Genomic DNA, 24,011 nt, shown 5'->3' with positions numbered 1-24,011 from the left:
CTCAACGTGTTGGTTCCTGCAAAATATCAATAAATTCTGCTGCCGCAGCTTCCATTTTATTGATTACCTTGTCAATCTGTGCATTCAGGTAACTGTATCCCATGTAAGCAAATATGCCAATAATCAATCCCGTAGCAGAGGTAATCATCTTCACATAAATACCACCAGCAATGGTTCCCAATGTAATATCAGACGTTACTGAAATATTGAAAAACGTCTGAATCATACCAGCAATAGTTCCCAGAAAGCCAAACATCGGGGCAACAGCTGCTACCATGGATAGAATTATCATATTTTTTTCCAACTTGTAAATTTCCAGCTTGCCCACATTTTCCATGGAGCGTTCAATATTGTCAATGGGCTTGCCAATGCGCTGAATGCCTTTTTCAATCATGCGGGCTGCCGGATTATCCGTGTTTTTTGCCAGCGTGCGAGCAGCCGTTACATTGCCATTCATGATATGATCGCGGATCATATTCATGAAATTAGGTTCGATGCGCCCTGCTTTTCGGATCACCACATATCGTTCAATAAAAAAGAAAATAGCAATCAGGGAAAGAATGCCAAGCGGAATCATGAGTACTCCGCCTTTCTTCAGTAAATCAAACAAACTAATGGATTGCTGCGCCGGTGGCGTATTGGCCAGGCGATTCAGGGAATCGGCTATCCGAAGCAGGGAATCTGTAGCCTGTGACTGGATTTGCAACAAAATGCCCGACATGTATTGCTGTTTAAATGCTCAAAAATAAGTAAATGCTTGTCGATATGAAAAACGATCATACACGCTTGCTGGTATCCGAAAGCATGAATTAGGTAATTCTTAACAACTTTGCCGCCATCCGGAAAGGAAATGCTTGTTCTTGTTCAGGCTTTTCACATTTATTTCAACAACAATCGGGCTACCTCCTGCCAGTTGTTGACCCGTTCGTCGGCAGGTTCATAGATGTTGTGATGACTGGTAAACAGGATTTTTCTATGGATGCCTGCATGAAAATTCCGGCTATGATCATCAATCATGATATCGGCACTTATGATATGTTTGCTACCACAAAGGCAAATCTGCTGCCATTGCAGAAAAGGAAAATGTTCCTGCAGCCAGTCATATTTATCTTTCAACGAGTTGGGAAATTCCATGGCAGCCGAGACCACATACACATCATATTTTTCATTCAGGCATTTCATTACTTCCACTGCATCCTGCATCACAACAAGATCACGGAAAAATCCCGGTGTGTTCAAATACTGATACAGGATGCTGGCATGTCCGGCCGGAACCACGTCTGCCAGGTGTTTGCCTGCTATTTCTTCGTCCGTGTATTGTTTGTTGAAATCCCGTGCATACCAGGTTCTGAGTTTGGTGATTGGATCGGCCATCACTTCATCCATGTCCACAATCAGAGTGAGTTTTTTCATGTGATCAGCTGCTTATGAGTTGGTTATTTTTTTGTTTGTGAAATGATGCAATAGCCAGCCAGCTGAGCATAGCCATTAGCAGCCCGGCCATGCATACTCCTGTCCACCGGAAATGATTCCACATGATGTTGCCTGCAACAGAGCCCAGTGTGCCACCACCAAAGAATGCCGTCATGTAAATGGTATTCAGCCTTGTACGGGCGTGTGGCAATATAGCATAATTGCGTGCTTGATTAGACACGTGGGCAGCCTGCAAACCCACATCCAGGAGAATCACGCCGATGACCACCAGTGCAATATGCAGGCTGGCAAAAAACAAGGTCAAATATCCAAGTATCACCAGCAAGATACCCACCTGAATGGTCAGCAACGGACTTTTTCGATCGGTAATCCTGCCTACCAAAGGCGCTGCCATAGCCCCTCCTGCTCCCACCAGGCCAAACACGCCTATCCACGATAAAGGATACTGATAAGGCGGAGCTTCCAGAAAAAAGGCCATGGTAGCCCAGAATGCCGATATGGCTCCAAACAGAGTAGCTCCTATCCAGGCACTTTGCCGCACCACCCTGTGCTGCCTCCAAAGCTCCCATACCGATCTTAACAGGTGAATGTAGCTTCCTTGAAATGCAGGCTGTTCATCGGGTAACTGCAGCCATAACAACAGACAAATGCCCAGCATCCCCAAAGCTGCCGTTTCATATACCCATCGCCAGCCCAGATATTGCCCAATCCACCCGCTCAATGTTCGCGATACCAAAATACCCACCAGCAGCCCACCCAGCAAAGCTCCGATGGTTTTGCCACGTTCTGTATCAGATGAAAGATGTGCCCCATAAGGAATCAATACATGGCAGGACACACTCAATAATCCAATGCCCACACTGCATACATCGAGCATCCATACACGAGTAACGAGGCCCGTAATTCCCAACACCAAAGCAGATAACAGAAACAAAGCCAGAATGAGCCTGCGCCTGGAAATTTTATCACCCAGCGGCAAAATGAACAACATGCCCAATCCATATCCGATCTGGGTGAATATGTTGATATTACCGGCCGTAGCTTCAGACACGTGGAAATAACGGCTGAATGCACCTAATAAAGGCTGACAATAATAAATATTAGCCACAGATGCTCCACAACCCACAGCCATCAACCACCGCAAACGCGGTGATATAGACTGAACAGCCGTAACGTTTTGCAATGGATCGGTTATTTCAACAGGTTGCTGCATGATGTTATATCGGTATATGGACAGATGCAGGCACAAATTTAGGATTCAGCAACTTGCCGGATTGATTTATGCCCGTCAACGATATGACATTTTTTGGCAAGTTACTCACCATTAGAAATGCAGCCATTTCTTTGTACAGCAAACGGGTTGAAAACAGCCACAATTCTTTTGTATTTGAAAAAATATTAACAGCCTGATCAAATGGCTTCTGCCTAAATTTGGGCATGCGTATTCAGTATCGTTTTTGTTTTATATGGATCGCTTCATTATGGATCTGCCCGCAGCTTTATGCACAGCGGGATAGCAGTGCTGTTGCTGAAATTGCAAGACATATTCAACTTGATTCTGTAACCATCATTGCAAGCAGAAGTGGGTTTGATGTACCGGCATTTATCCAACGGGTGAAAGATGATACCACCTTTTACAAGGCTTTTAAAACACTGCGCATCATCGGGTTTACGGCTGATAACCACATGTGGATATACAACAAGCAGGGTAAAATGGTGGCTGGTTATAGCAGTCTCACACATCAAATAGTACATAATGGTTGCAGATCATTACAAGTGTTGCAGGAAAACACAACCGGTAATTTTTATAAAAACAAAAACAAAAAAACCTACAATTATTATACAGCCGAAATGTTTGCACATGTTTTCCTCGATCCCGGGCCTGTTTGTGGTGAAGATAATCTGGTGCATGGCGGCAAGCCGGAAATGAAAGACCCCAATCATCAGATACAAAAACATATCGAAGAACTCAAGCAACTCATCTTCAATCCGGGTCAGCCTATTCCGGGCATTCCTTTTGTCGGTCACAAAGTAGGAATCTTTGAACCCGATGTATCACCAATGTATGATTTTGCCATTCACAGTGATGTGGTGGATGATGAGCCGTGTTATGTCTTTCAGGCTATTGCTAAACCCCAGTTTGCTGATCAGGTTGTGATTGATACCTTGGTTACCTGGTTCCGCAAATCAGACTACAGCATTATTTCCCGGCATTATGCCCTTTCATACAAAACGCTTGTATTTGATTTCAATGTCAACATCCATGTGGATCTTGGTTCTTATCAGGGCATGTTAATACCCACCTGGATTGATTATCAAGGCAACTGGGATATTGCATTTCACAAAAGGGAAATTGTACATTTCACAATCCGGTTTTTTGATTTTGATATAGGAAAATAAAAAAGCCGGACTACGGAGAGTCCGGCATGGAGTGAAAGTTTTTGTTTTATCAGTATTTATCCCAGAAGAGCTTGGTTGTGACAGCATCTCCGCCAATGGCCTGAGAGGCAGCATCATAGTTGGTTTTGTTCAATGTTTGCTCGTTGATTGGATAAGTATAACGCACAGGAATATCTGTTAATGCATTATTTGCTTTTTTCAAAGCTGGATAATCAAGTTTACGCCACTGGGTCCAGGCTTGCCATCCTCTCAGATAAAAAGCAATCCATGATTGAATGCCAATCTTATGCTTCCAGTCACCCGGAGCCGTGAGATAGTTCACAGATGGTTGGGCAAGATAGGCGGCCACATCAGCATCACTTCCTCCCCAATATTTAATAGATGCAGTTATCGCATTGTTGTAATGTTGCTGGGCTGTACCACCGACATTAAAACCGCGTTCCGCTGCTTCAGCCAAATCAAATTCTACTTGTGCATAGTCAAGCCATAAACTCGGAAAATCCGGAGCTTTGGTCATATCGGAAGTATGGGAGAAATTGGCGTAGGTATTTCCGTTTCCAGGTATTCCACCTGAGTATTGCCCGTTTGGGTCGAGAGTAAAATAGAATGGGCGACGGGGATCATTCAGGAAATTCATAGTATCCACAAGAGTTTTAGCCGGCACGAAGTCATTCCGATTGCTTTGCACCAGATTGGTCCAGATAGGATTCACATTGGGAGGCGAAGTTAAATACTGAAACACGGCGTTGTCAGCATTCGACTGAAATACATTGGGAGCAGCAGCTTCCACAACTGATTTGGCCTTGGTGGGGTCGGAATCTGCGATCAGCAGACCCAGATCGAGCTTCAATGAATTTGCAAATTTAATCCACTTGGATACATCACCTCCATAAACCAGATCATTATCACCAAAGCTTTCATAATTGGGATCCAGTTGAGCTATTGCTGCATCCAGGCTGTCAAGCAATGCATAGTAAACAGTTTTGGCATCATCAAATTTTGGCGTGGTGTTATTCGGATCCAATGCTTCCGTATATGGAATATTGCCAAACGTATTCAATACTACAGAGAAAGCATAAACTTCACAAATTTCTGCAATAGCCAGCTTATTGGCTTTTACCTTTTGTTCACTGGTACCCGTAGCCAGTTCCTGACGAATTAAAACTTTTGATTGATCATAGTCTTTAATCACATCCCGATACAATATGGTCCACCAGTTTTGCGGAATATTTCTCTCTCCCAAGTCATACTGACTTTCCTGAGGATAAGTGGTTTCTGCCCAGAATTGTACGATGAGTTCAAAAATATTCTGATTTACATTGGGCGTAGTCATGATATCAGTGAAGGCCTTCTGGGCATTGGAAAATAATCCTTCTCCGGGTACGTTTTCCGGAACCTTTGGATTATTGTTTAATTCCGACATGTTTTTGGTACATGCTCCCAAAACGCCGGCTGCAAGTATGGTTACAATTAATATCTTTTTCATGGTGCTTTTTTTTGAATGTGGTTCTGTGATATGATATATCTCCCTTTCTTTTTTACTGTTCTGATGAATCAGCTCAGAAAGTAAATTTCAGGTTACATCCATACATCCGGTAGGTTGGATAACTTCCCACCTGGAAACCTTGAATATTGCCGGAGCTTGGTCCTTCTTCCGGGTCTGCATAAGGCAGATTTTTATGAATAATCCAGAGATTATGTCCATACACCGAAATATCAATGGTCTTAAACGGATGCATATGGGAAACAACTGATTCTGGCAAGGAATACGTCAGGTTCACTTCCCTGAGTTTAATATAGCTGGCGTCGTAGATATATGCCTTGTTGGGCATGTTCAGATAACCAAAACCTCGTAAGCCTGTAATAGCTGCATATTTAGTATTTTCCTTGCCATCAGCTGTTACGCCGGGGAAAATATATCCTCCACCCTGATCAACCGGATCACGGATGGATTTCCCATTGGCATTAAGTGCAACGGATTCAATGTATAAACCGGTACCTTGTCCATACCACTGGTCAATAGAGAACAGATCACCACCCTGTTTGATATCAATCAAAAAGTTGAGTCTGAAGTTTTTGTAAGTAAAGGTATTGGATACGCCACCGGTCCAATCTGGATTGATATTTCCGATCACATTATCAGTGGATGATGTAATCTGATAGTATCCATTGCTCTTTACTACCGGCCTGCCATTCAAATACACAAAATCTTTCCCTTTCAACACACCAAAGGGCTGACCTACAGTGGCATTCAACGTCACTCCACCCTGGAATGCACCGAGCTGTATGTTTTGTACTCCGCTATACAAGCTGATAACTTTGTTGCGATATCTTGCCCAGTTGAGGTCCAGATTCCAGGAAAAGTCATTAGTCCTTACCGGAACCAGATTCAGGGTTACCTCCCAACCTTTGTTTTCAACATTACCTGCATTGATGACTTTAGACGTGTATCCGGTTTCTGCTGGTATGGAAATATTAATGATCTGATTGATGGTATTAGTTTTAAAATAAGTAACATCCACACCAATACGATTATTGATAAAGCCTAAATTAATACCACCTTCATAACTCTTTGTTCGTTCAGGCTTGAGCTCTGCATTGTTTTTCCTGTTGGGAACAGAAAAAAGTGCAACACTGCCATAAGGAGTTGGTTTGTCATATACATCCGAAATAAATGCCCAGGGAGCATCATTGCCCACTTCAGCATAATTCAGACGAAGTTTACCAAAACTCAGCCAGGTAACATTTTTAAGCAACTGCGAGAAAATAAAACCTCCTGAAATGGATGGATAAAAATATTTATTCTTATTTGCCGGCAAGGTGGACGACTGGTCCTGACGTGCAGTAGCATCCAGGATCAGGAAGTTTTTGTATGTCAAGGTAATTCCTCCAAAAACACCCCCCACTTCAATTTGTTCAGCCGTTTCACTAGGAGCATTGATAGGATTAAGAGAATTGGATAACGCATATAAACCCGGAATTACCAGCCCACCATTGGTTGAGGCATAGATTGAATTAAAATATGTACGACGCAAGTTACCACCCAACAAGGCTTTGAAGTTCAAACTACTTGTAATATCCTTATTGAAATTAGCCAGAAAATCATAGTTAAATTCCTTGAAATTGTTGTTATACCGGCTATAATAGGGTACGTTTACACTACCCACATTGCCTCTTTCTTCCTGTAAACCAGCATATTGATCCAAAGATACCCGCCCCATCAAAGACAACCAACTGGTAGGATCATAATTCAGCATAAGATATCCGAAGTATCTGTTTCTGTTATCCGTTTCATAATTCTGATATCTTACAAAATATTGATTATCCCAGTAAATAGGGCCGATATTGCCTCCCACCGGATCTGTCATATTCCAGGTTATATTTTTTAATGTACGGAAATAAGCCGCCTTTTGTTCCTTAATATCGACATTCATTTCCCACCATTCCCGGAAATTGGTAGCCGGATTATACGCATCATAACCACTTCCGTAACGGCCAATTGCATTTTCTTTGGTATAATTGATACTGGCTGTAGCTTTTAATTTGGGAGTAATATTGTAGGTACTCGAAAAATCTACCATATCTTTTGTCAGATGACTGTTGGGCAATATCCCTTTATCTCCCGTACGGGTATAACCCAATTTGAATGTTTGGCGGTCATCACCTCCCTGCACAAAAACACTGGTGTTGTAGCTGTATGGAGTTTCGAAAAAGGTGGTCGGATCATTTTTGGCAGCCACCCACGGCGTAGGCTTGCCATAATTAGGTGAAGATGGATCAAATGCATCCCACTGATAAACCAGAAGACTGGGATCAAATTTGGCACCAAAGGAGGCATCTTCTGTAGTGGGAACTACCAGCGCATATTGTCCGTTCACCTTTTCATACAGAAAATGCGGATCAGGAGAAGGTGGTGCATCAGAATAAGTATAATAATCCGGATCGAAATATCCGGCACCATATTGATGCTGATATTTAGGCCAGGTGCTTTTATCCATACTACCGGTAGCTCCACCTATATTAAAAGTGACGCCCAACCCTTTTTTACCTTTCTTAGTGGTAATCAGAATCACGCCGTTAGCAGCGCGCGATCCATATAATGCAGTAGCTGCAGCACCTTTCAACACGTTAATGGAAGCGATATCATCCGGATTGATATCCGTACCTGTATTTCCATAATCATATCCAGCAAATCCGTTTCGTTGTCTATTGGAATTAAAATTTGAATTATCTACAGGTACACCATCAATCACAATCAGGGCCTGGTTGTTGCCGGTAATGGACTTATATCCTCTTAATACAATATCTGTAGATCCGCCCAGATTATTGTTGGTTTTGATCTGGAGCCCCGCTACTTTTCCGGATAGCGCGCTCAGGAAATTATCACTACGGGTGTTGGTTACCTGGTCACCGCTTACCTGCTGGGCTGCATAAGGTAGTTCATTTTTATTTCTTTCAATTCCCAATGCTGTGACCACAATTTCCTTCAGATTCTGAGCTGTAGGAAGCAATCTGATTACAAGCTGGTTTTGCGCTCCTACCTGTACATCCTGAGCCTCGTATCCGATGGATGAAATATGAAGTACAGCATCCGCAGGCGCTTCAATAGTAAAACTTCCGTTTTGATTGGTTGTAGTTCCTGAAGTAGTGCCTTTAATCTGTACAGTTGCAAATGGAATGGGATTTCCATCCTGACTGATCACCTTTCCGGTGATGGTACGTTGTTGCCCGAAGGCCCACACAGTGCTGAAAAGCAGCGCCGTGAGAAAGAGTAAGACTTTCTTCATAGCAGTTGGATTTTGGTTGACGCTGCAATTTAAAAAACATTTAACGGAAAAATCAAAAAAAATTTTACCAATGATAACATATCTAAATTAAGTTATTGATAACCAGTAAATAATAAAAGAGGGGCTTACGCCCCTCTCATATGAAAAATAATCCAAATGAATATGAAATAAGCCTGGATAAAAAACTATTAGTATCCCGGATTTTGTGTTATATTGGGATTATTATCTATTTCACCCTGAGGGATAGGTAAAATGCGGCGTGGGTTGCTGGCCAAAAATACTCTTGCGGATGCTGGGAACCCAGCTCCTCGGTTTGTAATATCCAGGTTTAAACGATAATAATTGGTATAGTAATAATCCCCCTCAAAAGCCATTTCCTTTTGCCGCTCCGTAAGAATATCATTAATCAGGGCTGCGCCCGTATCCGTATATCCAGTAAAAGAAGGATCCCGGTCTGTTGCTACTTTATTCAGCCAGAAAAGTGCATTCACATCATTTCCTGTACGGGCATAAGCTTCAGCAAGTATTAACATCACATCTGTAAAACGAATAACTTTTGTGTCATCATCATTATTATTTGTCTTGTTTGGGTATTTATTTACCACCAATGCATTAGCGCCTCTTACGGGACTACCTTTGATAATGAGTTGCTTTCTTATATCAGTAGAAGTATATAAAGCATACAATTCAGGCGAACATAAGGCGTCTCCATAACCTGTCTGATCATAAAAGAAGGCCAGTGAATTGGTAGCCAGGTTGTATACCTGATCAAAACTAACCTCAAAAAGTGTTTCCAGCTTATCACTCCTGGGGTTGGGATTGGCCCAGTAGCCAAGATAAGCAGAATTGGTAACCATTTTGAATCCACTGTTGGTAACCACATCCAGTGCGGCTGCCAATGCATTGGCATAATCACCCATATACAAATACACTTTGGCCTGAAGTGCACGTGCTGCCCATTTGTTCATATACGATGAATTGCTATTGAGGCTGTTCATCGTATTATAACCATCAGTAAGATCACTGATGATCTGATTATATACATCGCTGATTTTATCACGGGCTGGTTTCAAAAACAAATCGTATTTGGTAATCAGTGGCACACCGGCTCCTGAAGCATTTACCATGTAGGGAGAGGCAAAATGGGTGATGAGTTCAAAATACAATAATGCTCTGACAGCCTTTGCTTGCCCCTTTATATCATCCACTACCGGCGAAGAGGGTACATTGGCATTGATGATATTATTGGCACGCAGAATTACATTGTAAGCATCAATCCAAATACCTGATGCATCACCATCTGCTACGGTGTAGGTCAAATTCTGATATGGAATGTAGCGGCCGGAGTTTTTGGTGCTTATGTAAATATTCCCTCCTAGCAAATCGCCTAGTATGGGCAAGGTACGGCCAAACAGGTTCACACTTTTTAAACCGGAATACATTCCGTTTAACGCTGTTCGCAGATCATTGGCAGTATTGAGCGAAGCACTTGTAGGATAGGAATCATACGGTACCCTGTTCAAAAACTCCTTTGAGCAGGACAAGCTAAACAATAATGCAGCCGTGAGCAAGCTTATGTGAATAAGAAGTTTTTTCATAACCTGAATATTTTTAAATCATACAACAATTCATGAAAAATTTAAAAACCTAGATTGATACCGGCAGAAACCGTTTTAATGGTGGGCACTGTCAGGTTAAGCTGGCCGGTGATGCCAGCAGCATCGGGATCGTAGACCAGGTTTTTATCTTTCACCCAGGTCAGTAAATTTTCACCCCTCAAATAAATGGTCAGTGCGTGCACATAAAGTTTTTGCAAAAGATTGGGTGAAAAATCATAACTGAGCTGTATTTCTCTTAAGCGCACATAATCTCCCTTATACAAAAACCGCGTAGAAAATTCATAGGAACTAGTAGGATTGTTGTACACATATTTCGGCACATCGGTAATATCACCGGGTTTCTGCCAACGTTGAAGTTCTTTTTTGGTTTTGTTGTAAAATGCGCCAAAGCCATCGCCCTGGGTATAGCGTGCCCACACATCCCGTACATAATTTCCCCACTGGTAATAGAATTGTGCATACAATTTAATTCCCTTGTAAGATAAAGTAGTGAACACACTTCCAAATCCTTTGGGTGAAGCACTTCCAAACAAAATACGTTGTGCCTTTGAATAAGTGGTAGTCAAAGAATCTTTATATTGATTGGGATCATAATACCAGCGGGCATTGCCGGTTTGCGGATCTACGCCTGCATATTTTCTTACATACCAGGTTTGGATATCATATCCTTCTTTTTCATAAAAACTTCCGTTCACAAATCCCTGATGATTGGGCAATGTCAGAATTTTATTCTTGTTGAGCGACAGATTGAATCCGATATCCCATGTGAATGCTGAGCGTACAGGCTGGGCGTCTACAGACAATTCTATACCTCTGTTCTGCAGTGAACCGATATTATCCGGATAGGAACCAAATCCACTTGTATAGGAAACGGGTACATTAAACAAGAGACCTGTAGTTTTCCGGTTGTACCAGTCAAAATCAATATTTAAACGGTTTGACCATAAACCCAGATTCAAACCCACATCAAAAGGTTTGTTTTTTTCCCAGGTTAAATTGGGATTGCCGGGGGTGTTGGGTGCACCACCTCCCACCTGATTGTAGGAAAAATTTGAATTAAAGGCATATAATTCACGCCATACATAGTTCCCGAAGTCTGCATTTCCGTTTTCCCCGTAGGAGATTCTGAATTTTAATGTGCTGATCAGGGAAGACAAACTGCCTTGCTGGAAAAATTTCTCCTGATCTGCATTCCAGGAAAAGCCTACAGAATAAAAATCCCCAAATCGTTTATTGGCACCAAACCGGGAAGAACCATCGCGCCGGAAGGAACCTGATAGCACATACCGGTTTTGATAGTTGAATTCAGCCCTGGAAAAAGCAGAAGCTATCGCAAAATCAGCACCATTGTTGCTGGCTGTTGTAGGCTTGGCACCTACGGCAAGCACATATAAATTCAGATTGTATGGAAAGATCCGGTTTTCCAAGTCGGTAACCTTAAACTGGTTTAACTGGGATTCATAACCAACCAGAATATTGAAATAGGTGTTTGGCTGAAAATAATAACGATAGTTTAGCGTGTTGGTCCATACCCAGTTGAATATATTGGTAATGTTCTGGGATCCTAATCCCTGATAGTTTTTCCCATCTCCGTAAAATGGGTTCCAGTATAGCATTTCCCGAATATTGTCATATTCAATCCCAAACCGCATGGAATACCTAAGGTTTTTCAGGATGTTGTAATCTCCGCTGAAATTGCTCAGGATACGCAAAGCATTGAAGTTATTCCGGTCAAATTCGTTAATAGCCAGGGGGTTGAATAAACCGGTAATCAAATTGCTTGCAGATGTATCCGGTATACCATTGCTATCTGTTGCCTTTGCATTGGGGAGAAGGAAATAAGCTGCCAGCAAGGGATTGCGAAATGCACCTCCGGCATAGGGCGTGTGTTGATCCACATCCGATATGTTGGCATTGATTCCAAAACTGATTTTTTCGCTGACTCGGTTGTTTAAACTAAAATCTGTCGAGTACCGGGTAAGATCCGAGCCAATGGTAGCAGCCTGTTGTTTGAACAAACCACCTGAAAGGTAAAAGGTAGTTCTTTCTGTTCCGCCACTGGCTGAAATATTATACTGTTGCTGGTGCCCGGTGCGAGTAACTACATCCAGCCAGTTGGTATTGGTTGTGGTATCTCCCCAGTTGCTTAAAAATATAGAAGTAGCAGTAGCATCATCTGGTGCGATCCCGGCATTAATCAAGCCTTCCTTCGTAAGCGTAAAAAATTCATGCGTATTGAGTGGTTTGGCCGTGTTGGACAGAGCGATGGTATTCCAGCCATACTGCCCGTCAAACCGGATATTGGTTTTTCCGGCTTTGCCTCTTTTGGTAGTAATTAGAATCACACCATTAGCTGCGCGGGAACCATAAATAGATGCGGAAGCTGCATCCTTTAATACGGTTACACTTTCAATGTCATTAGGATTTAAACCGGCCAATGCGTTGGAGGTTGGTGTATTGCGAGAAAGGTCGCCCGCATTTACCGGCACTCCATCGATAACCCAAAGCGGACCTGCACCGGCATTAAAGGAGCCAATACCTCGTATGCGCACATTGACGGCCGCCCCCGGTTGCCCGCTGGTAGCGACTACCTGCATGCCGGGTACTTTTCCCTGGAGGTTCTGATCAATAGATGCTAGGGGAACGTTTTCTACCTGTTTACCGCTAACCTGCGTAAGCGATCCGGTCAGCTCTTTCTGGTTCTGCTGGCCATAACCCACAACCACCACCTCATTGAGCTGCTTATTGCTTGCTGAAAGGTTGATGTTAACAGACGAACGACCGGCAATGTTGACCTGTTGGGTATTGTAGCCTACAAAGCTGAAAACCAGCGTCTGTGCATTTTCGGGCACCTCAAGCCGGAACGTACCATCCAGGCCGGTTTGTGTACCAATATTGGTGCCTTCAACCCTCACAGTTACGCCAGGTAAAGGCGTTCCCTTATCCTGGTCAATTACACGACCCGTGAGCAGTCGCTGCTGGGCAAAAAGCCATACAGGCAAACAAAGAACAAAAAGTAGTGAGTAAAACAGTTTCCTTTTCATAAGCAGAGTTTTTTAAAGGCTCAACAAATGCAAAGGCAATTTTAACAATAAAGTAACAATATACAAGCCCTTGTTAAATTTTTGAATTCGTTTAATATTGACACCTTATTAACAAATCTTAATTATTCAAGCCTACATTTTCCATATCATTTGAATAATAAGCTGATGTTTCAGGGAACCATCGATACGGTCAAGACCTGATCCGATTTGATTTTGATCGGAATACCAGGTCGTCGTCCAACGCAAATCCATTTGTACATGCCTACCGGCAGCATAGTGTAAAACCAGATAACCCCGCCATCCTTTGTGATAATAGTAGGGCAATGAAAACATATACCTTACCGTACGTTCATAAGTATAAATGCGGGCTTCATAATCAGGTACCTGAAACCAGGCAATCCGGCTGTCCCAGTAAAAACGGCGCCATGGCTGATGACGTACTTCTGCATAGCACGCAAGGCCTCTGGAATGAATGGTGTCTGCTTGCTGAAACCAGTTGGCATAGCCTCGCAAGGTAAGCCACCAGTGCGATGTTTCGTATGCCCAGCCCAATGTATATTGCCACAGGTCTGTAGGAATAGGCTTTTTACCCTCCGTCGTTTTTAGGTCTTTAGCTCTTCGGCGATAGCGAATCTGCGTTGTAAGCTGTTGGGTTGTGCTGGCAGAGGTAAACATCTTCCAATCTATCCTGCACAGATCGTCGGTGCCCGTCATAGGCCCGCTGATCTGGTATCTCCACCAGGGAAAATGAAACAAATCCGCATAAGCATATACCTGCAGGCGCGGCCAGCGCATTTCAGTGGCTGCATACCATCCGGTTTCATTTGCTGTTTCTCCGCTTTCACTGAAACCATTGGCATAAAGGGTATGATAATCTTTGGGATAATACCGCAACAAAGAACCTATGCTGATAGGCTTGCTGATGGACATCATCCACCCCTGCAGGAAGGCTATGCGACGATTGGAGCTCCACGCCGCCTCACCAAAGAAATGATGCATGGCAACACTCCAGGCATAATCCAGGCTGATGTTATACAGTTGATCCCCGGCAAAAGCATACTGGTTATACGTTTGATTGCGCCTTTGCATGGGTATGCTCAAATGATGATACACACTATTTACAGCTACATGTCCGGAAGAAAAACGGTAGCGCATCTGTGCGCCGGCTGATAAAAGCTGCAATACGTGACGATGGCTGTTTTCCGTAGATGTGCGGTGATACCCTGTTTCATCCCATGAAGTGATGATGCGATGCCCATCTGCACTATCCCAATATACATCCGGAGAAATAAGGGATACAAAACAGGTTTGCTGCCAATTATGCTCCTGCAACTGTAAGGCTATACCTCTGTAATATCCGTTTTCGGCTGTTCCAGTATGCACCCTGAGCGGCATGTTGTTTTTTTCGATCTGAAGGGCATAGGCACTGTGATTGAGGCTGAAGCTCTGCCAGTTGATAAGTCCTTGCCCCATATTGATTTCATAATCTCCCACAACCGCTTGCCGCAGGATGGTATTGCCTATATATGCCAGGTAAAAACCAATATGATCAAAGCCCTGGGAATTAAATGATCTGAAAAATGGCTCCCCTGCATCTTTTTCAGCAATCAATCCTGCACGAAAATGTGTGCTGCGCAGTTGCCATTTGTTCAGCCATGCATCTGGGCTGCCTATGTAGCGGCTTCCCGTGGTTTTTATATAGCCCCACGATCGAGGAATAACCCGCTGATAGCGACTTAACCATTGAAAAGAAGGCGAGGTTGCATTGGAAAAAGATGAACCCGTGTTTTCATTCACCCGTACAAAAGGCAAAATTTGCCGGATGGTGGATATATCCCATCCTGGAATAGCCTGCAATTCGTATACACTGGTGAAAGCTCCCAGTAGCCTGCGATAGCTCAGCAGGGCCTGAATCTGCAAGGTATTCAGGAAGGGAAATACAGCCAGCTGCTCGGCTGTTGCTTGATTTAAATCGAGCGGATGCTGCAGATAGGATTCCAGTTGATCCTCCCATTCTTCAGCGGCTTCATCGTTTTCTCCGGCAGAAGCCTGTTGATCATATACCTGCTCAAGTACTGACTGTAGGGTTTGATCGGCTGATTGCTGGGCAAATAAGGGATAGGCATGCATAAAAATCATGCATAGCACCATAGCAGAGCATAGAAAACGCATAGGGTTTATGTTTCAAAGGGTTCATTATTTCTTTCATAAGATCAAAGGCAACACCTATCCACCTCATCCCTGCCATTTATTTTCGAAAAATAAGAAGTGAGATAAAAAAATGCAAGCCTGTGCAGGGGATGCAGGTAGGCTGCACAGGTGTATGTGTTTTTATTGCAAAGATTTCAGCGCATCAGAATAATCCGTACAACTGCGAATCAATGCGGGCAATAATTTCTCCGAGATCTTCCTCACGCTCTGCAAAACGGTTTTCATCTGCATCTATAATCAGCACGGGCCCTTCGTGGTATTGCTCAATCCATTGATTATAGCGCTCATTCAGCCGCTTGAGATAATCGAGCCTGATGTTTTCCTCGTATTCACGTCCTCTTTTCTGGATATTATCTACCAGTGTAGGAACCGAAGCCTTGATATAAATCAGCAGGTCGGGAGGTTTGATGAGTTCACGAAGCGTTTGAAACAACTGATAATAATTTTCAAAATCCCTTTTCGACATCAATCCCATATCATGCAGATTGGGCGCAAAAATTTCGGCGTCTTCATAAATGGTTCTGTCCTGCACTACCGTTTCGCGGCCACGCTGAATCTCAAGCAGCTGCCGGATGCGATGATGCAGGAAATAAATCTGCAGGTTAAAAGCCCAGCGCGGCATATCTTCATAAAAATCGTTCAGATAGGGATTATTCTCAACCTCTTCATATTGCGGTACCCACTGGTAATGCCTGGCCAGCAGTTCGGTAAGTGTAGTCTTTCCGGCACCTATGTTTCCGGCAATAGCAATGTGTCTGGGCTTTGTTTTTTTCGACATAAATCCGTTGCTGTTTTTCCATGATCAAAAGTTGAAAATACAAATTCAACTGCATTCCCTGCATCTTTTTTAGTTTGTTACTGGCTGATGCGCTTTCGCAGCCAACCTGTGCAGGAGTTTGCGGCGGATGTATTATCTTGCGCCGCATGCAACAGCGCGAGATTGTAGTGAGCGGTATCCGGTCCACCGGTTTTCTGCATCTGGGCAATTACTTTGGTGCGATCCGGCAATACCTGCATATGCAGCATACCCATGTTTGCTATTTTTTTGTGGCCGATTATCATTCCCTTACCACCCATCAGGATCCAACCCAGTTGCGTGCAAATGTGTATCGGGTGTTGGCCGAATACCTGGCGTGCGGCCTGAATCCAGATAAGGCTGCTCTTTATGTGCAGAGCGATTTGCCGGAAACAGCCGAGTTATATCTGCTGCTAAACATGCTTGCCTACAAAGGTGAGCTGGAAAAGGTGCCTACGTTCAAGGAAAAAATTAGAGGCAAACATGAGGGCATCAATGCCGGATTGCTCACTTACCCCGTGTTGATGGCAGCCGATATTCTCATCCATCGTGCCACCAAAGTGCCTGTGGGTAAGGATCAGGAGCCGCACCTGGAAATGGCGCGTAACCTGGCTTCTCGGTTCAACCAGAAATTCGGATTCCTGTTTCCGGAGCCTGTAGCTTTCAGTGAATCAGGTGAACTGCTGAAAGTGCCCAGCCTCGACGGGAAGGGTAAAATGAGCAAGAGTGAAAATGAAATGGCCACCATTTATCTGGCTGATAGTGATGATTTGATCCGGAAAAAAATTGCCCGCGCCAAAACCGATGCTGGTCCGCAAGCACCAAATAGCCCGAAATCTCCGGAAATCGAAAATTTGTTTTTGTTGCTGAAACTGGTATCGGCACCGGAAACAGTAGCTTATTTTGAACAGGCTTACGACAACTGCACCATCCGCTACGGTGAGCTGAAACAACAACTGGCAGATGATATGATAAACCTTGTCAGGCCTATCCGCGAGCGGGCTGCAGAATTGCAAAAAGATATTGAAACCTTGAAAAAAATCCGCAAAACGGGTGCAGAAAAAGCATGTGCAAGTGCTCAGCAAACCCTTCAACTGGCCCGTTCTATGATGGGCATCCGGTATGATGAGTAGATTCGATATTCCCGGGTGATGCAACATAACGTGTCGTTTGACTTTTAAGTAAAAACGATCTCAATCTCTCTTTCATTCCTGGAAAACTGATTTCTGTCTTTCTTTTTTCCTGCCTGTTTTACAACCATCCACATTTTTTACTAGAGTATCTTTGTAATCATGCATAACCAAGCGACCCGCATCCGCCGCTTCAAAGTCCGCAAAACTCTCTGGCAACGGATTGCAAAAGAAGCTCTGTATTTGATAGCTGGTATATTTTCTGCTGGCTTCGGATTGAAAGGTTTTTTGCTGCCCGGGCATTTCCTGGATGGTGGTGTTACAGGTATTTCCCTCCTGCTGCGGTTTGTAACGGGTTATCCCTTATCGCTGCTACTGGTCATCATCAACATCCCTTTTGTGCTGATGGGCTACCGCCAGATTTCCCGAACTTTTGCCATAAAGTCGATCCTTGGAATCATCGGACTGGCCATTTGCATTGAGCTGGTACATTTTCCGGTTGTTACATCTGATAAATTGCTGATTGCTGTTTTCGGAGGTTTTTTCATCGGCGCTGGTACCGGATTGGCTATGCGGGGCGGAGGTGTGCTGGATGGTACAGAAATCCTGTCGGTATTTGTCAGCCGGCATACGGTGTTTACTGTGGGTGATATCATTGCTGTATTGAATGTGTGCATATTTTCAGTTGCTGCTTTTGTCATCAATGTGGAAACAGCGCTGTATGCCATGCTCACCTATCTGAGCGCATCCAAAACTGTAGATTATCTGGTAAATGGCATCGAAGAATATGTGGGTGTCATGATTATTTCAGATCATAGTGAAATTATCCGAAGAGTATTGATTCATAAATTGGGCAAAGGTATCACCATTTACAAAGGCCGAAAGGGCATGACCCGCTCCGGGCAAAGCACGCAGGAACTGGATATTATTTACACCGTTGTTACCCGGTTGGAGGTACAGCGGTTGAACAATGAGATCCTGCAGATTGATGACAAGGCCTTCATTGTGCAGACACCTGTGATTGATACCAAAGGGGGTATGATTCGCCGCAGGCCATTGCATTAGTTTTTCTTAATCCGGCCGGGCAATGAGTTCGCGTGCATTTTCCAATGCTGCTCTGGTGGGATGATCGCCGCTGAGCATGCGGGCAATGGCTTCCACACGGGCTTCTCCTTCCAGCGATTGGACGCGCGTGGTGATTTTATGTTTTACTTTTTCCTTGTACACCATCAGATGGGTATCGGCGCGGCCGGCAATCTGAGGCTGATGTGTGATACAAATGATCTGATGATGCCTGGCCAGCTCGGCCAGCAGCAGCCCTACCTGCCGGGCGGCTTCTCCGGAAATACCCTGATCAATTTCATCAAAAATCAGCGTGGGCAGCTGCATATGGGATGCTACCAGGGATTTGATGCACAACATCAAGCGGCTCAATTCCCCACCCGAAGCCACCTGCCGGATGGATACAAACTGCCCCGTCTGATTAGCATCCCAGAGGAACTGGATATCATCATGCCCCCATTCGCCGAGGGGTGCGGGCTGCACAACCACCTGAAGCCGCGCATTGGGCATACCTACCTGCCTGAGCAGCTGATTGACCTGCTCTGCAAAAGGCCCTGCCGCTGCCTGCCGGTGCCGGGAGAGTTCATCGGCCTGCTGTTGTATGACCACCTGCAGTTGAGCGATCTGATCCTGCAGCTGGCGGATTTGTTCATCGTTCAGGGAAATCCGGCGGACTTTCTCCTCCAGCTCGTGTTGTTTTTGTAACAGACCAGCAGTATCCTGTACCTGATGCTTTTTCAAAAGCTTATAGGCAAGCGAAAGGCGCTCCTGAACCTGCATAAGCCGGTCAGGTTGATCGGTAATCGTATCCATCAGCCGGGCAAGCTCATCGGCAATATCCTGCAACTCAATGTAGGCCGACTGTAACCTATCGGCAACCGGCTGCAAAAGGCGATACTGCGCAGCAGCCGACTCCAGCTGATGCCTGGCCTGATGCAGCTGGGTTATAGCGGAGGGCTGTTCTGCATCATATCCCCCCTGCAACAATTGATAAGCTTGCTCTACAGATTGACGGACGGAGCCAATATGCTCCAGCAACTGCTGTTCTTCTTCCAGTTGCTCAATTTCCAGCTCCTGAAAACGAGCCTCCTGCAGCTCCTGCAATAAAAACTGATCATAATCCAGTTCCCGCAATGCCTGCTGATAGCTTGTCTGCAAACGCTCCAGTTCCTGCTGCTGCTCTACAAGTGTACGATAATGCCGCCGGTAATGCTGAAGTAATTCTTCATGATGGCAAAGCGCATCTATCACTTCGCGCTGAAAACCGCTTTGCAAAAGCTGCAAGGTATCAAACTGCTGATGTAAATCTACCAGATAGCGGGTTAGTTGTTGCAATTGCTGCAGGTTGGCAGGCGTATCATTCACAAAGGCACGGGATTTACCTGATGCTTTTGAAGCCGGCAACAATTCGCGCCGGATGATGACCTGCGTATCCCAATCCCAGTCGAAACTCTCAAAAAGCTGCCGAATATCCGGATCATCCGGTAAAAAAAACACCCCCTCCACTATGCCCTTTTGTGAAGGATCGGCCAGCACACCCGTGTCGGCCCGCTCACCCAGCAACAACGACAAAGCCTCTATGAGAATGGATTTCCCGGCACCGGTTTCACCGGTTATGCAAGTGAAATGCGGTGAAAACTGAACTTCCAGCTCATCAATGATAGCGTAATTTTTCACATATAGCCGCTGCAACATGGGGATGCTGATTGGTAAATACCCATAAATGGATGCACGCTAAAATACAAGAGTCCTGGGAAAATAAGGTAATATGCCGGAGGAACTGAGCCCCAAACCTGAGTTTTTTCCGGATCGGGATATCAGGCAGATGAATACAGGCTGCCCCAACACCCGCCATCAGGGCTCAAGATGTTGATGGCACTTCGGGTTCCTGCTGACTCAGGCAATGAAAGCTGCCCAATCCCCAGATAATATCCACCGAATCAATGCCTACTACTTCCCGATCGGGAAAACATTGCGAGAGAATTTGCAATGCCCGTTCATCGTGTTCGGAATCCCGGAACGTGGGCACGATCACCACTTTATTGCCAATGTAAAAATTGGCATAAGATGCGGGCAGGCGCCTGCCTTCATAGTATATGGGTTGGGGCATGGGCAATTCCACGATATCTATTTGTTTGCCATCCAGCAGGCGCATACTTTTTAGCAATTTCAGGTTTTGCTGCAAGGGCTCATAATTTTCATCCTCACGGTTGGGCTCTACAACGGCCACTACAGTATGGGGATTCACGAATCGCACGATATCGTCAATGTGCCCATCCGTATCATCACCTGCAATTCCATCTTCCAGCCACAACACCTGTTTTACTCCATAATAAGCCTGCAGATAGGCCTCAATTTCCTGTTGCGATAGATGGGGATTCCGATTAGGGTTCAGCAGGCACGCGCGAGTAGTGAGCACTGTACCCTCCCCGTTAAAATCCACGGATCCACCTTCCATGACAATGTTGGGATGATAAACCGGCAATCCCAATGCCTGTGCAATTTTTTCCGGCAACTGATCATCGAGCTCATAAGGTGTATATTTTCCTCCCCATGCATTAAAACGCCAGTCCACAATCACTTTGGGTTGCTTAGCAGCCGGATTGATCAAAAAAGCGGGCCCGCAGTCGCGGCACCAGGCATCGTTGGTGGGGTGACGATAAAATTCAATCTGTTCCATATCGGTCTGCTCCCGCTCCAGGCTGCGTCTCACCATGATTTCCATCACCTCATCATTCACATTTAGGCATACTTTTTCACCTTTTGTGAGCTCTTTGATGAAACGGATAAACTCTGGATAAATGCTTTGGATTTTTCCCGGCCAGGAATCTTCATTGTGCGGCCAGCTCAGCCAGGTAGCCCGATGGGGATGCCATTCAGCCGGGAAATAATAGCCCAATTCAGCAGGTACAGGTTGATCCGGAAATTGCAATTTATCGGATGCCATGATGCAAATAAGGTTTTTCTATGCTTGATCAGGAGGCAGATTGATCAATGAATCGTTTGATAATGGGCTGGTAGGAATCGATGCGGCGATCGCGCAGGAACGGCCAGTGTATGCGATAGTAGCCAACCTGATCCAGGTCCACCGGTTGCACGATGGTTTCTTCTTGATCGTGGGAAGCCTGGTAAAGCAGGCTGCCAAATGGATTGGTAATAAACGAACCTCCCCAGAAGCGCATGCCATTTTCCACGCCCACGCGGTTGATAGCAGCCACAGGCAAGCCATTGGCCACAGCATGTGCTCGCTGTATAATTTGCCAGGCTTCGTATTGTTCGCGGTTGGTAGCTTCATCCTGCGTCAGCGCCCAGCCGATGGCTGTGGGATATACAATCAGATCAGCCCCCATCAAACTCACGATGCGCGCTGCTTCCGGATACCACTGATCCCAGCAGATCAATACCCCCACATTGCCATACTTTGTGTGAAATACGCGATAACCCAGGTCTCCCGGCGTGAAATAAAACTTTTCATAATACCCCGGGTCATCCGGAATATGCATTTTCCGATATTTTCCCAGATAGCGCCCATCGGCATCAATCACCATAGCTGTATTATGAAAGACGCCGGAGGCTCTCTTTTCAAACAGCGAAGCCACCACCACCACCTGCCGTTTCCGGGCAAAAGCCATCAATGCTTCGGTGGTGGGCCCGGGCACAGGCTCGGCCAGCTCAAAATTTCGATAGTCTTCCTCGTCACAGAAATAAAGGGAAGTGAAAAGCTCCTGTGTACAGATGATCTGAGCGCCCTGATCTGCTGCCTGCTCCATGCGTTGCAAGGCTTTCTGCAGATTGGCCGCCGGATCGGCTGTACAGCTCATCTGAATCAGACCCAGGTTGACGATGCGCATCTGTAGCGTTTTTCGTGAAGCTGCAAAGTTAAGACTTCCTCGCCATCCTATCGGCCATCAGCGAAGAAGCCCTGTATGAACAAGCTTTCATTTCCCCTTGATGCGCTCAATGCCGGTTTTGGCCCATTGATCCAATGAATTTTTGTATTCTTTTTCCGGCATCTGCAAACACAGGTTGTAATAATACAACGCTTTTTCAGGCTGGTTGCGTTTTTCGTATATCATGCCCATTTGCCAGGCTGCCCGAGCAGCATAATATTCAGGCAGATTGCGGCCCGCTTCTATCGTGGCTTGATAATAAGGAATGGCTTTGTCATCTTCTCCCATTTCATCGTAAATCCTGGCCATAAAATAAGCATACATGAGCTTATTCAAATAATCGGGCAATGCAGCAGCCGAGATGCTGTTCAGTTCATCCAGTGCCTGCCGGAAATAGCCACCATCGCTAAGCAGGCGTGCCCGAAAAATATGAATATCTACCGGGGTGTTTTTTTTGGCTTCCAGCAAAGCTGTTTTATCGGCATCCACAACAGCAGTTCCTTCCTTCAGGATTCGCTGCCTGCACTGGTTGGCCATACCAGTATTGCCTTTCAGGGTATAGGCCCAGCTCAACCTCAGCAAGGCATCTTTTTTAAAATAATCTGTCTGCGTTCGTTGCAAAAAAGCCTGCAGATAACGGATAGCTGAGTCGGCCTGCAGGCTGTTTAGATAAATGGCCCCCAGTTCAAAATCCAGGGAAGGCATATCCAGATAATCCAACTCCCGGTTGAGGTTTTGCAATATTTCCAGGGCATAGGCACTGCGATGATGATTGAGTGCCAGATTAGCCACCATAAAAGCATACAGCTGGTTGTGCCGGGTATCCAGATTTTTTTCCCGGATGAAACGAAACACAGCATTGGGATTGCGTTCGATATAAAACAACAGGTAGCAATAATACACATAGGCTTCCTGTCCGAACAGCAGCTGATCATCGTCACCCATGGCTATCACCTGCTTCAGCATCTGCATACCCTGTTGAATGCTGCCTTTCATGCCCAGGATATCCGTAATCCAGCGATACCCATCAGGCACTGTACCAATGGCTGTTTTCATGGCTCCCAGAAAAATATCATTCGGATAAAACCTGGGATATCGTTTTTGATTATCGCTCAACATCAGATAGGCCCGCCGAAACTCCCATGCGGCAGATATGCGATCGCCAAATTTTACTTTAATCAAACTCCACTGAAAATGCACAATAGCCTGCGAAAGCAGATAGTAAGGCGAATCCCGGCTGCCCTGAGCCAGCAGAGACAAATACTTGTTTCGATTTGCAAGCTTCTGTTGATAGTCGGCTGATCCACCATCGAAAAACAATTGCATGAAATCAATATAGTTCTGCAGCAACACGGGGATGAGATTCTCCGGATGGGTTTTTTGTTCCAGGTTTATTTGCTGCTGCGCCTCCTGTACGCGCATGGCCATGATAAGCTGATAAGCCATCCGGCAGCGGGCATTAAAATCATACGTGGGGGCGGATGATGCAATCACGGGTAGGCTGCATGCCAACACAAGCACACATAAGAAATTCGATTTCATGAAGATACGCAACCACATGCGGCTGCGAAAATAACGGAAATTCCCATGCCACCGGGCATGAGAGAGGGGCTAAGCTCTTACAAAAAATCTTAAAAA

The 24,011-nt window shown here is 45.0% G+C and carries 16 protein-coding genes; 3 read left to right on the top strand and 13 right to left on the bottom strand.

From position 1 onward, the window contains the following. Nucleotide 1: 1 nt before the first annotated feature. From BM367_RS08770 to BM367_RS08760, 3 genes are all read right to left on the bottom strand, one after another. Nucleotides 2–721: a MotA/TolQ/ExbB proton channel family protein gene (locus BM367_RS08770; RefSeq protein ID WP_177224170.1), complete on the bottom strand. Its 720-nt coding sequence runs from the start codon at nt 719–721 to the stop codon at nt 2–4. A 158-nt stretch (nt 722–879) separates the two neighbouring features. After that, nucleotides 880–1,413, bottom strand: a complete 534-nt coding sequence (locus tag BM367_RS08765) for a 5' nucleotidase, NT5C type (protein WP_222842605.1) — start codon at nt 1,411–1,413, stop codon at nt 880–882. Nucleotides 1,414–1,417: 4 nt separating this feature from the next. Beyond that, nucleotides 1,418–2,647, bottom strand: coding sequence for an MFS transporter (locus BM367_RS08760; RefSeq protein WP_092459874.1), 1,230 nt, complete (start codon nt 2,645–2,647; stop codon nt 1,418–1,420). Nucleotides 2,648–2,871: 224 nt separating this feature from the next. Between BM367_RS08760 and BM367_RS08755 the strand changes: the two genes are divergently transcribed. Then, nucleotides 2,872–3,834 (top strand): hypothetical protein, encoded by a 963-nt coding sequence (locus tag BM367_RS08755; RefSeq protein ID WP_092459872.1) that lies wholly within the window; start codon nt 2,872–2,874, stop codon nt 3,832–3,834. Nucleotides 3,835–3,883: 49 nt separating this feature from the next. On the opposite strand, the gene BM367_RS08750 is transcribed toward BM367_RS08755, so the two are convergent. From BM367_RS08750 to BM367_RS08725, 6 genes are all read right to left on the bottom strand, one after another. Then, nucleotides 3,884–5,320 carry a SusD/RagB family nutrient-binding outer membrane lipoprotein gene (locus BM367_RS08750; RefSeq protein ID WP_092459870.1) on the bottom strand — a complete coding sequence of 479 codons (1,437 nt, stop codon included), beginning with the start codon at nt 5,318–5,320 and terminating at the stop codon, nt 3,884–3,886. A gap of 73 nt (nt 5,321–5,393) precedes the next feature. Beyond that, entirely contained in the window at nt 5,394–8,621 is a 3,228-nt protein-coding gene (locus BM367_RS08745) for a SusC/RagA family TonB-linked outer membrane protein (protein ID WP_092459869.1), read from the bottom strand. 188 nt (nt 8,622–8,809) lie between these two features. Next, entirely contained in the window at nt 8,810–10,219 is a 1,410-nt protein-coding gene (locus tag BM367_RS08740; protein WP_092459867.1) for a RagB/SusD family nutrient uptake outer membrane protein, read from the bottom strand. Nucleotides 10,220–10,260: 41 nt separating this feature from the next. After that, a complete protein-coding gene (locus BM367_RS08735; RefSeq protein ID WP_092459865.1) occupies nt 10,261–13,284 on the bottom strand; it encodes a SusC/RagA family TonB-linked outer membrane protein in 3,024 nt (1,007 codons plus the stop codon). A gap of 132 nt (nt 13,285–13,416) precedes the next feature. After that, nucleotides 13,417–15,456 carry a helix-hairpin-helix domain-containing protein gene (locus BM367_RS08730; RefSeq protein ID WP_092459863.1) on the bottom strand — a complete coding sequence of 680 codons (2,040 nt, stop codon included), beginning with the start codon at nt 15,454–15,456 and terminating at the stop codon, nt 13,417–13,419. A gap of 181 nt (nt 15,457–15,637) precedes the next feature. Next, a complete protein-coding gene (locus BM367_RS08725) occupies nt 15,638–16,273 on the bottom strand; it encodes a deoxynucleoside kinase (RefSeq protein ID WP_092459861.1) in 636 nt (211 codons plus the stop codon). A gap of 146 nt (nt 16,274–16,419) precedes the next feature. Between BM367_RS08725 and trpS the strand changes: the two genes are divergently transcribed. Next, nucleotides 16,420–17,424 carry a tryptophan--tRNA ligase gene (gene trpS, locus BM367_RS08720; RefSeq protein ID WP_092459859.1) on the top strand — a complete coding sequence of 335 codons (1,005 nt, stop codon included), beginning with the start codon at nt 16,420–16,422 and terminating at the stop codon, nt 17,422–17,424. Nucleotides 17,425–17,583: 159 nt separating this feature from the next. Then, nucleotides 17,584–18,486 carry a YitT family protein gene (locus BM367_RS08715; RefSeq protein ID WP_092459857.1) on the top strand — a complete coding sequence of 301 codons (903 nt, stop codon included), beginning with the start codon at nt 17,584–17,586 and terminating at the stop codon, nt 18,484–18,486. A 6-nt stretch (nt 18,487–18,492) separates the two neighbouring features. On the opposite strand, the gene recN is transcribed toward BM367_RS08715, so the two are convergent. From recN to BM367_RS08695, 4 genes are all read right to left on the bottom strand, one after another. Beyond that, complete coding sequence (recN, locus tag BM367_RS08710; RefSeq protein WP_092459855.1) at nt 18,493–20,178, bottom strand: DNA repair protein RecN; 1,686 nt, start codon at nt 20,176–20,178, stop codon at nt 18,493–18,495. Between the two features lie 166 nt (nt 20,179–20,344). Next, on the bottom strand, nt 20,345–21,430 hold the full coding sequence (locus BM367_RS08705) for an agmatine deiminase family protein (RefSeq protein ID WP_092459853.1): 1,086 nt from the start codon (nt 21,428–21,430) through the stop codon (nt 20,345–20,347). A 28-nt stretch (nt 21,431–21,458) separates the two neighbouring features. After that, on the bottom strand, nt 21,459–22,334 hold the full coding sequence (locus BM367_RS08700; protein WP_092459851.1) for a carbon-nitrogen hydrolase: 876 nt from the start codon (nt 22,332–22,334) through the stop codon (nt 21,459–21,461). An 87-nt stretch (nt 22,335–22,421) separates the two neighbouring features. Beyond that, nucleotides 22,422–23,933, bottom strand: a complete 1,512-nt coding sequence (locus BM367_RS08695; RefSeq protein ID WP_092459849.1) for a tetratricopeptide repeat protein — start codon at nt 23,931–23,933, stop codon at nt 22,422–22,424. Nucleotides 23,934–24,011: the final 78 nt, after the last annotated feature.

This window comes from Thermoflavifilum thermophilum, assembly GCF_900116565.1.
GTDB classification, from domain to species: Bacteria; Bacteroidota; Bacteroidia; order Chitinophagales; family Chitinophagaceae; genus Thermoflavifilum; species Thermoflavifilum thermophilum.
This window is presented reverse-complemented; position numbering and strand designations above follow the sequence as displayed.